Source organism: Pantoea sp. MBD-2R (genome assembly GCF_039134845.1).
In the GTDB taxonomy this organism is placed as follows: domain Bacteria; phylum Pseudomonadota; class Gammaproteobacteria; order Enterobacterales; family Enterobacteriaceae; genus Erwinia.
On sequence record NZ_CP152417.1, the window covers coordinates 46471 to 59503 of the forward strand.

Sequence of the window (13033 nt, forward strand, 5' to 3'; positions counted from 1 at the left end):
ATTAACTCTCCTTTATCGCAATCGGCTCTGACGAAAACAGCTGGCGATCTTTAAGCAAGGCGATGAAGTCTGGATAAACTTCTGCGCCCGAGGCGCTGAGATGGGCAGCTTTTTCCCCTTCGCCAATCCCTAAAAATTCATAACCAAGATTGTTCGCCGTCTTCAAATCCCAGATGCCATCGCCAATGGAAACAACCCGGCGAGGGGCTTTGATGCCGAATTTGCGACACCCTTGCCCGACCGCCTGTTTGACCAGTTCTTCGCGGCTGGCAAACTCTGATGAGGTCACCAGCACGACCTCATCCGCATCAATACCAAGGACACCAAGCTTGTGCAGCGCCCCGGAACGCAGGCTGCCGGTGGCAAAAACAATGCCCCAGCTTTCGCTAAGGGTGGCAATAAATTCTGCCGCGCCAGGAATGGCGCTAACCGGATAACGTTTCAGGGCCTGCGGGTAAGCTTTCAGATAGGCTTCCTCAAGCGTGGCCAGATCCGGTTCACCAACAAAATTTGCTTTTTGCCAGGCTTCATAAAAAATGCCGCTGTCGGAATGGTGGGTGTAGCGCCCCCAGTCGGTGGACAGGGCCTGGAAAGGGAAAAAGCGCAGTGCCTGTTCGAAGGCATGCTGGTGGGCTGGCACGCTGTCGGTCAGGGTGCCATCAATGTCCAGAACGATGATTGAGTCAATAGACGCCATGCAGTTAACCTCTTGATTGGTAATATTTTGATGAGCGCCCCGATCGGCGACAGGCGCTCTTTATTTCTGGCTGCTACGGTCATGTCGTCGCTTCGCTAACCCCGACATCACGTTAGCGGTGATAACGATTGCGGCCCCAAAGCAGACAAAAACATCGGCAGATTCCCGGAACACAAAAAAGCCAATCAGCGCAGCCCAGATCAGTTTCAGGAATTCGGCAGGCATCATGGCGCTGGTATCAGCGTTTCTGAACGCTTCTGATAATGCATACTGGGCCGAGGTGGCGAGTACGCCGACCAATATCAGCAGCAGATACTGCTGCGGTGTTGGCCAGCTCCAGTAATACCAGGCGAAGGGAAAGGTCAGGGTGCCGACGGATAAACACATCCAGGCACCGATAGACAGTGAAGAGTCGGTACGGGAAAGTTTTTTTACCACGATATAAATGCAGGCGTTTAAAAATGCCGACAGCAGAATAATAAGCGTGCCAATCGACAGGGGAATGTATCCCGGCCTGACAATCACTAAGGCGCCCGCGAAGCCAACCAGCGTCCAGAAACACTGCCTGACCGACGGTTTTTCACCGAGGAAAATAATGGCCAAAACAAAAGCAAATATCGGTACGGCAAAAGAAAGAGAAATCACCTTAACCAAAGGCACAATTGTCAGACCATAGAAAAAAGTTAGCGTGGCGGCAACGCCCAGCACGCCTCTCAGCAGGTGCCCATAAAAATCATTTGTTTTTAGCGCAGTAAAACGCGTTCGACACAGCGCCGGAAGAAGAAAAAGAAAGCCGAACAGATTACGGAAAAAACCTACCTCAAAAGGGTGAATACTTTTACCCGCCAGCTTAATTACTGCGTCAACGGCAACAAACAGCACTGTAGAGAGCATCATCCACAGAAAGCCAATCGTGCCTGATTTCTCTCTTCTCATGCCATCAGTCAAAATAGTCATTACCAGTTTCCTGCAAGAGTTCGTAGTGCCGTAAGGAGTAATAACCCGATGGCGATAACGGCAAAAAGGGTAAATTTCCGGCCGCTAAATTTGGGGACCAACACGCGGCTTGTCTGTGCCAGAGCCATAATTAACGCGAACAGCACGCCAACAACGGTGGGTAAAGTGTGGGTGCCCAACAGATTAACTACGATGGCTAACACCAGAGGCACCCAGGTCACCGGTACGCCAATAAAATGGCCGGGTTTGGCAGGCGTAACCGAGGTGAAGTAAGCCAGCCGGGTTACCCCTGCCACGGTGAGTACAAGCCCGGCCAGTACGGAAACGGGCGTCAATCCCAGGGAGATGACTACCCAGAGGGCGGGTGATAAAACGCTGTGGCACACGTCCGCTAACGTATCCAGCTCTTTACCAAAGGCGGGTGCCACATCTGGTCTGTTGCTGGCCGCGCGAGCGAGGGGGCCATCAAACACATCGGCTACTGCCCCTGTCAGGATAAAAGTCAGAGCCAGAGGCAGGTTATGAGCCACCAACGACAGCAGCGCAGCAAAACCAGCAATCAGTCCGATTAAGGTGCAAACGTTGGCGGCATCTTTATAAAGTCGCAGCATTTACCAGCTCCGGGGTACGGACGGTACAAGCCTGCCTGGCCTGCAAAATGCGTGACAGCGCCAGGAATAACCGATCGTTTTGTGCCTCGTTGCGTGAGGAGATCCGAAAATATTGTTCGGCCTCTGGCAGGGTTTTCCCTGCGCAATCCTTCACAAAAATTTGATCCTGCTGCAAAAGCTCGGTAACCAGCTCGCTGGCCTTACCGAAACGTTCATCCAGGCGGCAAAACAAAAAGTTGGCGTCGGTGGGAAAGGCCGTCAGGCCTGGCAGCGTATTCAGGTTCTGGCGCAGCTTCTGTACCTCATAGCGGACTTTGTCACAGGAAGCGGCATACTCTTTGCGGAATGCCGAAAACAGTCGCAGATACTCTTCCGCAAAGGAGTTGATATTCCAAATTGGAAGCCGGGAGCGTATCGCTGCCGCGAGACTGTCACTCCCTGAAGCCAACATCCCAAGACGTATACCGCCAATACCGTGCGATTTGCTCAGGCTGAGCACGATGGTCAGGTTGGCGTAACGGGCAAGCTCCGGGAAAAAGGAGGCGCCACGGCTTTCAGGATGAAAATCGATAAAAGACTCATCCAGAATGACCTGAATATTCTGTTTTGCTGCGCCACGAATAAGCGTGTGCAGGTCATCGTGAGGAATGGCATTCCCGGTAGGGTTGTTGGGCGAAATCAGCACGATATGCCCGACATTCTCTGCCTGTGCCTGCTGTAGCAGTTTATGTGGATCGAGATAAAAATCGTTTTCCGGCCGCAATGCAAAATGGCGCAGTAATCCTGGAGGCACGGCAGACTCATATTCATTAAAAGAGGGGGTCGGAATAAGAACCGGTTTGTGCACATCGCGGAACAGCAGCGGGATCAGCTCGCTAACGCCATTTGACACCACCAGTGACGACGCTTTCAGGTCGTAATACCCTGAAAGATACTCGGCAATGGGCCGCTGCGAAGAGGGATATTCGCGCACCAGTTTTTCGAGCCTCGCACTTAAATGGTCGAGCAATTTTCTGGGCGGATAATGAAAATTGTAAAGCAGACAGTGATCGGTAATCGGATATCGCCAGTAGCCCCCGTGCTGTGCTTCAAGATGTGACTGTCGCTGGTGGGGATCTTTAAGCCGGAAATTGGCGATATCCAGGTCGTCCAGGTTGTCGATTTCGAACCAGTCATTCTGATTAACAATGCAGGCGAGGAACGGCTCGCTATTTTCAGTAATCGCTTGAGAAAAAAGGGTTTCGTAATAACCAGACAGATCGTTGTTAACCACTTTTTGTTGCAGGCGATCCTGTAGCCAGGTACTGGCAAACTTGCCGGAAAGACGATAGAAATTGACGGTTTTATAGTGATCGGGGCTTTGTTTGGCTACCGGCACCTGTTCGGGCGCGGTAACGCGTAACGGTGCGCCGGTGAGCTTCACGCATGCGCCATCCATATAATATTCTTTTGGCGAGACCAGGCAGGCACAGGAATCAGCCGGCCCAAACGTCAGTTGATCCAGCGTTTCGGGTTTGAAAATAACGTCTGCTTCCAGCAGCAAAAAATCTTCCGTAAAGTGTTCTCTTGCCAGCCAGAGAGAATAAATATTATTCGTAGCGTTATAGCGTTCGTTATGGATAAAGCTAAAATTAGCCTCACTGAAATTCCCATTTAGCTCAACAGATATCTGTTCTCCCAGATGACCGGTCACTACAACAATATCCGTTATTCCTACGCTGATGAGATTTGAAACTAATCGCTTAATAATGCTTTGCTCTCCCACGCGGGTTAATGGCTTGGGGTTATTTTCGGTTAATGGATAGAGACGATTGCCGGTACCGGCAGCCAGCACAATGGCTTTTTTTACCTGTGTATTCATTGAGGAAATCCTTCAGCTACTTTTTCGAGTGAATGGTCTTTTATATAGCTATCCAATACTGCATCACCAATGTCATTGATATAGAGCCAGACGCCATCAAGCTTCCCTCTGAAAGATTTTTCTCCTCCTATTTTAAAAGATGGGGTTAAACCGCTGCCGAGGCCAAATGAATATAATCCCTGATAAACCCGACCATTATTATCTCTGACTCGCCCATCGGCATGGCTGTTTCGCTCTGGTCCAGGCGGTCCTTTTGCCGAAAATCCGGTAGCGATAATTCCGATATCAAAAGCAGGTGCACTGCTCGCGCTGGTCAATGGCGACGGCGAAATATTAACCGTCACGGCAGGTGAATGCGGACCAAGACGACCTTCACGGAGAATACTGACGGCCGCCTGATGAGAGGCATAACGCAAGCCCGAGAAGCGGTTGACCCTACCGCTCAGGGGGCATACATCGTCTTCATCGTTAAATTGATAATCTGCCCTGCGGGCAGCGGCAGCGCTCTCAAAAAAGAGGCGCAGCGGCGAGCGCCCATAAATGGCAATTTCGGCGTCACGGTCGCTGATCAGTTCAGAAAGCCTGATTATGGCGGACACTGCGCTGTGTGATGAGCCAATAACGGCAATCCGCGGGTGGGGATAAGCGTTTAATAACGGCTGCAATTCTTCCGCAGGCATCCGCAATAGCCTGTCGGAACTTAGCACCTGGCCGGCGAGGGCTGCATAATCAGCGGGTGAAAAAGACTGTATTCCGCCACAGTTAACAAAGGCACTTTTGGCTTGCACATAATGATCCTCACCGTTATACCGAAATGAAATGGTGTAATGGTTTCCATCCTGCTGGATATCTCTGGCTTCTGCTGAGGTCAATACCGTAATGTCATAATGACGGGCAACGGCCGCAATAACGACGTGGGCCATATCTCGTAATATTTTTCCTACCGTTGCCAGAAAAGGTGCTGATGTGCTCTCTTTGCGCAACAGCTGAACTTCAGGTTTGTCTTTCAGTTCGGCAAAAAGATCGCCCAGCCGCTTGTCGTCAATACATTCGAGGAAAACGGAAGCCAGGGAATTAGCCGTTATTTTGTAATCACCAAGGCTTCCCCCGCCAGGTTCTGTGGCCTGTTCGATAATAATTATCCCATCCCGCGCCAGTTCTTTCAGATCTCCGCGACGCCAGGCGGCAATCAATAATCCCAGGTTGGCGGGTCCGAATCCAATGAGTGCGGTTGAATAATGACGGCTGGCAATAAATTGAGTTGATTTCATCCGTTCATAATTCCTCTTTTAGCTGACGTTTTATCTCTTGGGTGCAATAAAATCTGAACTGGCCACCATACCTTTGAGATGTTAATAAAACTGGGATATAGAGGTTTTCGACTTTAATAAATATGTCATAAAAGTACAATATAACGAATGGGGATAAAGGCAAACATCATTAATGCATTAGCGAAAATAAGGCTTATTGACAGGTAACTAGCTGATTGTGATGTGTTTTTATTTATAATTCTTCAGGAAAATTCCATTTTGGTTAGCATGTTAACTTATAAGTAACACTTATTTAACGAGGCGGGGGTGGAGCACGCTTTTTTCTATCCATTTTGCAGACTATTCTTTTTAATATTTATCATATAGACGGGCCTTTAATAATTATCAGGGATTCTATATAGGCAGAAAGCATATACAGACATGAAAATTAATAGAGGCTTAAAAATGGCAAGGCTCAGAAGCAGTAAAATATGTTATTTGATGACTTATGGAGATATAAATCCCGCATGGCGATCGGCCATGCGGGAGCGAAGGCAGGCGGGTGCTTACTTCCCAATGCAGAAGCTGGAGAAGATACGTCCCAGTAAATCATCAGAAGTGAACTCGCCGGTGATTTCGCTTAAGCAATGCTGTGCAACACGCAGCTCTTCAGCCAGTAGCTCGCCAGCGCGTGCGCCCAGCAGCTGCTCTTTCCCCTGAAGTAAGTGAGTCGCCGCTAGCTCTAACGCTTCCAGATGGCGACGGCGGGCGAGGAAGCCGCCTTCGGTGTTACCGGCAAAGCCCATCGTCTCTTTCAGATGATTGCGTAACACATCGATTCCTTCGCCTGTGCGGGCGGAAAGGCGAATCAATGAGTGGTTGTTCACGTCGGTCAAACCCAGCGCTTCACCCGTTACGTCAGCTTTATTACGTACCACAGTGATCGGCAGCGTTGCTGGCAAACGGGCGATAAAGTCTGGCCAGATCTCCGCAGGCTCTGTCGCGCCGGTCGTGGTACCGTCAACCATAAACAGCACACGGTCGGCCTGTTCGATTTCGCTCCAGGCACGCTCAATACCAATACGCTCGACTTCATCGCTGGCTTCACGCAGCCCGGCGGTATCAATGATATGCAGCGGCATGCCGTCGATATGGATGTGCTCGCGCAGCACGTCGCGAGTGGTGCCAGCGATATCAGTAACAATTGCCGCTTCACGACCCGCCAGCGCGTTTAGCAGGCTCGATTTACCGGCATTGGGCCGGCCAGCGATCACCACCTTCATCCCTTCGCGCAGCAGGCTACCCTGACGCGCTTCGGCACGCACGCCATCCAGTTCGGCGATCACCTGATTCAGCTGGGCTTCGATTTTCCCATCGGACAGGAAGTCGATTTCCTCATCGGGAAAGTCGATTGCGGCTTCTACATAGATCCGCAGGTGAGTAAGTGCTTCCACAAGTTGATTAACGCGCAGCGAAAAAGCGCCCTGAAGCGAGTTTAGCGCCGAGCGCGCAGCCTGCTCTGAGCTGGCATCAATCAAATCGGCAATCGCTTCTGCCTGGGCCAGGTCGAGCTTATCGTTCAGGAACGCCCGCTCTGAGAATTCGCCGGGACGAGCAATACGCACGCCAGGGATAGCGACAATGCGCTTCAGCAGCAGATCAAGAATGACCGGGCCGCCATGCCCCTGGAGCTCCAGCACGTCTTCACCGGTAAAAGAGTTCGGGCCAGGAAACCACAGCGCAATACCCTGATCCAGGACCGTGTTATCAGCATCGCGGAAGGGCAGGTAGTCGGCGTAACGGGGTTTCGGCAGCTTGCCCAGCAGCAGCTGGGCCACGAAAGCAGCTTTGGGACCGGAAACGCGCAGGATACCAACGCCGCCGCGGCCTGGCGGGGTCGCCTGAGCTATGATCGTCTCGCTATGATTCATCTTCGACTCTCTTTTTAACGCAAAAAATAAGGCGGTCAATTGACCGCCTTATCATAACCATTGTGCAGGCTGTTGGCACGACGGAATCGGTCCGCCATGCCGGAGTAGCTTACGCCTTTTTCTTGTCGCGACTGTGCAAGCCACGTTTTTCCAGGCCGCGATAAATCAGCTGCTGCTGGAGAATGGTGACCAGGTTACTGACGATGTAGTACAGCACCAGACCAGACGGGAACCACAGGAAGAACACGGTGAAGATGACCGGCATAAAGGTCATGATCTTCTGCTGCATTGGATCGGTCACGGTGGTTGGCGACATCTTCTGGATGAAGAACATCGTCATGCCCATCAGGATTGGCAGAATGTAGTACGGGTCCTGCGCAGACAGGTCATGGATCCACAGCGCGAACGGCGCATGACGCAGTTCAATCGAGCCCATCAGCATGTAATACAGTGCCAGGAAGATAGGCATCTGGATGACCAATGGCAGACAGCCGCCCAGCGGGTTCACTTTTTCTGCTTTGTACAGCGCCATCATTTCCTGGCTCATACGCTGCTTGTCTTCACCTAAACGCTCACGCATCGCCTGAATCTTCGGCTGTAGCATGCGCATTTTCGCCATGGAGGTGTACTGCGCTTTAGTCAGCGGGTACATGATGCCACGAACGATAAAGGTAATAACGATAATGGAGAAGCCCCAGTTACCGATAAAGCTGTGCAGGAACTTCAGCAGTTTGAACAGCGGCTGAGAGATAAACCACAGCCAGCCGTAGTCAACGGTCAGATCAAGGTGAGGCGCGATAGCGGCCATCTTGTCCTGGATTTCCGGCCCAACCCACAGGGTCGCGGCCAGATTCTGCTGTGCACCTGGTGCAACAGAAACGGGAGAAGATTTGTAGCCTACAGCAGCAATGCCGTTACCCAGGTTGCTGGTATACAGCGTGTTGGTGCCGGCTGTTTTTGGAACCCATGCGGTCGCGAAATACTGCTGAAGCATCGCCACCCAACCGTTATTGGTGGTGGTGCTCAGGTTTTCGTTATCGCTGATTTTATCGAATTTGTACTTCTCGTAGTTGGTCTCACTGCTGGAGTAAGCCGCACCACGGAAGGTGTGCAACGCAAAGTTGTTGCTGCCGGTATCACGATGTTTTGGCAGGTCGATGGTCTGCTTCAGCTGACCAAACATCGCCACTTCCAGCGGCTGCTGGGTGGTGTTGTTAACCTGATAATCCACGCCGATCGCAAACTCACCACGCTTCAGCACGAAAGTCTTGGTATAGACTGCGCCGTTTTCCGCGGTGTAAGTCATCGGGATACGCAGTTCGCTTTCGCCGTTAGCCAGCTCAAATGTATCCTGAGTCGTGGTGAACAGTGGACGCGCGCCGTTAGCCGGGTTGTCCGGGCCGTTGCGTCCGGTCAGACCGCTCTGTGCCTGATAGACAAATGACGGGGTGTTTTCAAGCAGCTGGAAAGGCTGTGAGGAGCCCAGTTTATCCGGGTAAGTCAGCAGCTGTGCCTGCTCAATATCGCCACCGCGGGTATTGATCTGTAAAGACAGAACGTCAGTCTTAACGGTGATCGTTTTGCCCTGGCCGCTGGCAGGTACGCCCTGGTTGGCGGCATCACCGGCTGCTGTCGTGTTTTGTGTGGTCTGGGTTTGCTGCGGCTGCGGAGCATGGTCCGTTTGCCAGGTTTGCCAGATCATAAAAGACACGAACAGAAAAGCGATGAGAAAAAGATTGCGTTGCGAATCCATCGTTAATGTTCTCAGTTATCGTCGGTTTTTGGCGGCACCGGATCGTCGCCACCCGGGTTCAAAGGGTGGCATTTTAATACGCGTTTCGTCGTCAACCAACTGCCTTTTACCATGCCAAACCTGCGCAATGCCTCAATACCGTATTGCGAACAGGTTGGATGGAAACGACAGTGGGGTCCTAAAAGCGGGCTGATTACGCGTTGATAGACGCGGATCAGCGCAATCAGGAGCCGCGAGCCAGGCGACAGTGACGACGCCATATCTTCTCCAACGCTTCCGCCAGCGCACGGTTATCCAAATCGGCAACCCCTTTTTTCGCCACTACCACAAAATCCATGGCAGGCAATTCGTGTTGACGCAGGCGAAAACTCTCGCGGGTCAATCGCTTGATCCGGTTGCGTTCATGCGCGCGTTTAACATGCTTTTTGGCGACGGTAAGACCGATGCGGGGATGCCCCAGCGAGTTCAGGCGGCCGAGAATCGTAATTTGCGGCGTGCCAGCTCTTTGTGGCTGCTGGAAGACGAAAGTGAAATGAGTGGGAGTTAACAAACGTAACTCCCTGGGAAATGCGAGCTTAACCACTCAGCGGTTAGCTTTTATTACTTAGAAACGGTCAGACGTGAACGGCCTTTCGCACGACGACGTGCAAGAGCCTGACGACCATTTTTTGTTGCCATACGAGCACGGAAACCATGTGAACGGTTGCGCTTCAGTACGGACGGTTGAAAAGTGCGTTTCATGGCGATTTCTACCTAAACTTGGAAAATTTCACTTGGTGACGCGCTTGTAAGGTCAGAAAACCGACCAACGCCTCAGTGTATCTTTAATAAAGAGGCGGGATTGTAATAATTGTACAGTCCGGAGTCAATTTACTTCGCTTTCAAGGCGCGTCTGGATATCCCGTTCGACCGCAAAACCAGCCGGTTCGGGCCAGAGCGCAACACGCCGGGGCAGGAATTATACGGCGTCTGGGGTAAAGCGCAAGGATCGAGCAGGATCTTCTCGCGATCTGTTTGCATCGGCGTTGCGGTAATAACGTGATGGCGCCTTAAAATTTCGCCGAATGCGGACGATCCTGAATGCCTTTTGAGCACGAACGGGTAAACTTATCCCTGGCTGAATGGCCTGTGGATAAATTGGAACAAAACTGTGTAGAAAGTGAAGATCTCTGCGGCGCTTTGCGCTATGATCCGCCCTTCCGCTTGCGATCCTTCGATCGATCAGCGGCGGAGAAACCGCGGACAGCGGTTCGTATGTGCGTCATCTGCATGCGTCAACAATGATGAATTTATCGCTTCAGCGCCTTTTTTCTTATCGAATTTTTTCGAGTGGAGTCCGCCGTGTCACTTACGCTTTGGCAACAGTGTCTTGCCCGTTTGCAGGATGAACTACCTGCCACAGAATTCAGCATGTGGATACGTCCATTGCAGGCTGAATTAAACGACAATACGCTGGCCTTGTATGCACCAAATCGCTTTGTGCTCGATTGGGTCCGTGATAAATACCTCAACAATATTAATGGCCTGCTGAATGATTTCTGCGGGGCAGACGCGCCGTTACTGCGTTTTGAAGTCGGCAGCAAGCCGGTAACACGGCAGATTAGCCAGCCGGTAATGAGCAGTGCGAACGCCACGATACCGCCTGCGGGCAACCGACCGGCACCGACTCGCCCAAGCTGGGACAGCATGCCGGCACCGGCGGAGCTTTCTTACCGTTCGAACGTCAATACCAAGCATAATTTCGACAACTTTGTTGAAGGTAAATCGAACCAGCTGGCTCGCGCGGCGGCTCGTCAGGTCGCGGACAATCCTGGCGGTGCTTATAACCCTTTATTCCTGTATGGCGGTACGGGCCTGGGTAAAACGCACCTGTTGCACGCTGTCGGCAACGGCATCATGGCGCGCAAGCCGAACGCAAAAGTCGTCTATATGCACTCTGAGCGGTTCGTACAGGACATGGTAAAAGCGCTGCAAAACAATGCCATTGAAGAATTTAAGCGCTACTACCGTTCCGTTGATGCGCTGCTGATCGATGATATTCAGTTCTTTGCTAATAAAGAGCGTTCGCAGGAAGAATTTTTCCACACCTTTAATGCGCTGCTTGAGGGCAATCAGCAGATCATTTTGACTTCGGATCGCTATCCAAAAGAGATCAACGGCGTGGAAGATCGCTTGAAGTCCCGCTTCGGTTGGGGACTGACCGTTGCGATCGAACCGCCGGAGCTGGAAACCCGCGTGGCGATCCTGATGAAGAAGGCCGACGAAAACGATATTCGCCTGCCGGGTGAAGTGGCCTTCTTTATTGCCAAGCGCCTGCGCTCTAACGTCCGTGAGCTTGAAGGCGCACTGAACCGCGTGATCGCCAATGCCAATTTTACCGGCCGTGCCATCACGATTGATTTCGTTCGTGAAGCGCTACGCGATCTGCTGGCGCTTCAGGAAAAGCTGGTGACTATCGACAACATTCAGAAGACGGTAGCCGAGTATTACAAGATCAAAGTGGCTGATTTACTCTCCAAGCGCCGTTCGCGCTCGGTTGCCCGTCCTCGTCAGATGGCGATGGCGATGGCAAAAGAGCTGACCAACCACAGTTTGCCGGAAATCGGTGATGCTTTCGGGGGTCGTGACCATACCACGGTGCTGCACGCCTGTCGTAAGATCGAGCAGCTTCGTGAAGAAAGCCACGATATCAAAGAAGATTTCTCAAATTTAATCAGAACATTATCTTCCTGACGCTATGAAATTTATTGTAGAACGCGAGCATTTACTCAAACCCTTACAGCAGGTCAGTAGCCCACTGGGCGGCCGTCCAACATTGCCGATCCTTGGCAATCTGCTTTTACAGGTCAACGAAGGCAGCCTGCTGCTGACCGGGACCGATTTAGAAATGGAAATGGTTGCCCGCGTTGCGCTGACGCAGGACCATGAGCCAGGCGCCACCACGGTGCCAGCGCGTAAATTTTTCGATATTTGCCGCGGCCTGCCCGAAGGCGCGGAGATTACGGTCATCCTGGAAGGGGAAAGAATGCTGGTGCGCTCCGGCCGCAGCCGTTTTTCACTTTCCACGCTGCCCGCCAGCGACTTCCCGAACCTGGACGACTGGCAGAGCGAAGTCGAATTCACTTTGCCACAGGCCACGATGAAACGCCTGATTGAAGCCACGCAGTTTTCAATGGCGCATCAGGACGTTCGTTACTATCTGAACGGCATGCTGTTCGAAACGGAAGGCGAAGAGCTGCGCACGGTTGCGACCGACGGCCACCGTCTGGCGGTTTGCTCCATGCCGGTTGGGCAATCACTGCCGAGCCATTCGGTGATCGTACCGCGTAAAGGCGTGATTGAGCTGGTACGCCTGCTGGACGGCGGTGATACGCCACTTCAGGTACAGATCGGCAGCAACAATATTCGTGCTCATGTGGGCGATTTTATCTTTACCTCCAAGCTGGTTGACGGCCGTTTCCCGGATTATCGCCGCGTATTGCCGAAGAACCCGGACAAAACGCTGGATGCGGGTTGCGATCTGCTCAAGCAGGCTTTCTCCCGTGCGGCGATCCTCTCTAACGAGAAATTCCGTGGTGTTCGCCTCTATATCAGCGAAAATCAGCTGAAAATTACCGCGAACAACCCTGAACAGGAAGAAGCGGAAGAGATGCTGGACGTGACCTACGGCGGGACCGATTTAGAAATCGGCTTTAACGTCAGTTACGTGCTGGACGTGCTTAACGCGCTGAAATGTGAAAACGTTCGTTTGCTGCTGACCGATTCTGTCTCCAGCGTGCAAATTGAAGATGCAGCGAGTCAGAGCGCGGCCTATGTCGTCATGCCTATGCGTTTATAGTAAATTATCGAGCTAACTTACTTGTCATTTTGCGTCCGGGCAGTGCTCGCCGTCCTCACGTACCTGGGTACGCTGCGGCGGCTGTGCGCTGGCCGTCTACAAACTGCCTGCGCCGTTAACGCTCTGGCTTTGTGT

General features: G+C 52.1%; 12 protein-coding genes. 2 read left to right on the top strand and 10 right to left on the bottom strand.

The window, feature by feature from the left end:
• Position 1: 1 nt before the first annotated feature.
• The 10 genes from AAGQ96_RS00215 to rpmH all read right to left on the bottom strand — a co-directional run bounded on the left by AAGQ96_RS00215 (position 2) and on the right by rpmH (position 9801).
• Complete coding sequence (locus AAGQ96_RS00215; protein ID WP_342754542.1) at positions 2 to 697, bottom strand: HAD family hydrolase; 696 nt, start codon at positions 695 to 697, stop codon at positions 2 to 4.
• Between the two features lie 60 nt (positions 698 to 757).
• Positions 758 to 1654, bottom strand: a complete 897-nt coding sequence (locus tag AAGQ96_RS00220) for a DMT family transporter (protein WP_147200468.1) — start codon at positions 1652 to 1654, stop codon at positions 758 to 760.
• Entirely contained in the window at positions 1654 to 2265 is a 612-nt protein-coding gene (locus AAGQ96_RS00225; protein WP_342754543.1) for a CDP-alcohol phosphatidyltransferase family protein, read from the bottom strand. Before AAGQ96_RS00225 ends, AAGQ96_RS00220 begins: the two co-directional genes overlap by 1 nt.
• Positions 2249 to 4126 carry an aminotransferase class I/II-fold pyridoxal phosphate-dependent enzyme gene (locus tag AAGQ96_RS00230; RefSeq protein WP_342754545.1) on the bottom strand — a complete coding sequence of 626 codons (1878 nt, stop codon included), beginning with the start codon at positions 4124 to 4126 and terminating at the stop codon, positions 2249 to 2251. Before AAGQ96_RS00230 ends, AAGQ96_RS00225 begins: the two co-directional genes overlap by 17 nt.
• Complete coding sequence (locus AAGQ96_RS00235) at positions 4123 to 5397, bottom strand: hypothetical protein (protein ID WP_342754546.1); 1275 nt, start codon at positions 5395 to 5397, stop codon at positions 4123 to 4125. The genes AAGQ96_RS00230 and AAGQ96_RS00235 overlap by 4 nt, the downstream gene beginning before the upstream one ends.
• Positions 5398 to 5942: 545 nt before the next feature.
• Entirely contained in the window at positions 5943 to 7307 is a 1365-nt protein-coding gene (mnmE, locus tag AAGQ96_RS00240) for a tRNA uridine-5-carboxymethylaminomethyl(34) synthesis GTPase MnmE (RefSeq protein WP_342754547.1), read from the bottom strand.
• A 109-nt stretch (positions 7308 to 7416) separates the two neighbouring features.
• Entirely contained in the window at positions 7417 to 9060 is a 1644-nt protein-coding gene (yidC, locus tag AAGQ96_RS00245; protein ID WP_147200473.1) for a membrane protein insertase YidC, read from the bottom strand.
• 11 nt (positions 9061 to 9071) lie between these two features.
• Positions 9072 to 9320 carry a membrane protein insertion efficiency factor YidD gene (gene yidD / locus AAGQ96_RS00250; protein ID WP_147200474.1) on the bottom strand — a complete coding sequence of 83 codons (249 nt, stop codon included), beginning with the start codon at positions 9318 to 9320 and terminating at the stop codon, positions 9072 to 9074.
• Positions 9284 to 9643 carry a ribonuclease P protein component gene (rnpA, locus tag AAGQ96_RS00255; protein ID WP_147200475.1) on the bottom strand — a complete coding sequence of 120 codons (360 nt, stop codon included), beginning with the start codon at positions 9641 to 9643 and terminating at the stop codon, positions 9284 to 9286. Before rnpA ends, yidD begins: the two co-directional genes overlap by 37 nt.
• A gap of 17 nt (positions 9644 to 9660) precedes the next feature.
• Positions 9661 to 9801 (bottom strand): 50S ribosomal protein L34, encoded by a 141-nt coding sequence (gene rpmH / locus AAGQ96_RS00260; RefSeq protein WP_147200476.1) that lies wholly within the window; start codon positions 9799 to 9801, stop codon positions 9661 to 9663.
• Between the two features lie 600 nt (positions 9802 to 10401).
• Here rpmH and dnaA point away from each other — a divergent pair.
• Complete coding sequence (gene dnaA, locus AAGQ96_RS00265) at positions 10402 to 11793, top strand: chromosomal replication initiator protein DnaA (protein WP_147193624.1); 1392 nt, start codon at positions 10402 to 10404, stop codon at positions 11791 to 11793.
• 4 nt (positions 11794 to 11797) lie between these two features.
• The gene (gene dnaN, locus AAGQ96_RS00270; protein WP_147193626.1) at positions 11798 to 12898 is read left to right on the top strand and encodes a DNA polymerase III subunit beta; all 1101 of its coding nucleotides are present in this window, start codon (positions 11798 to 11800) and stop codon (positions 12896 to 12898) included.
• Positions 12899 to 13033 lie beyond the last annotated feature (135 nt).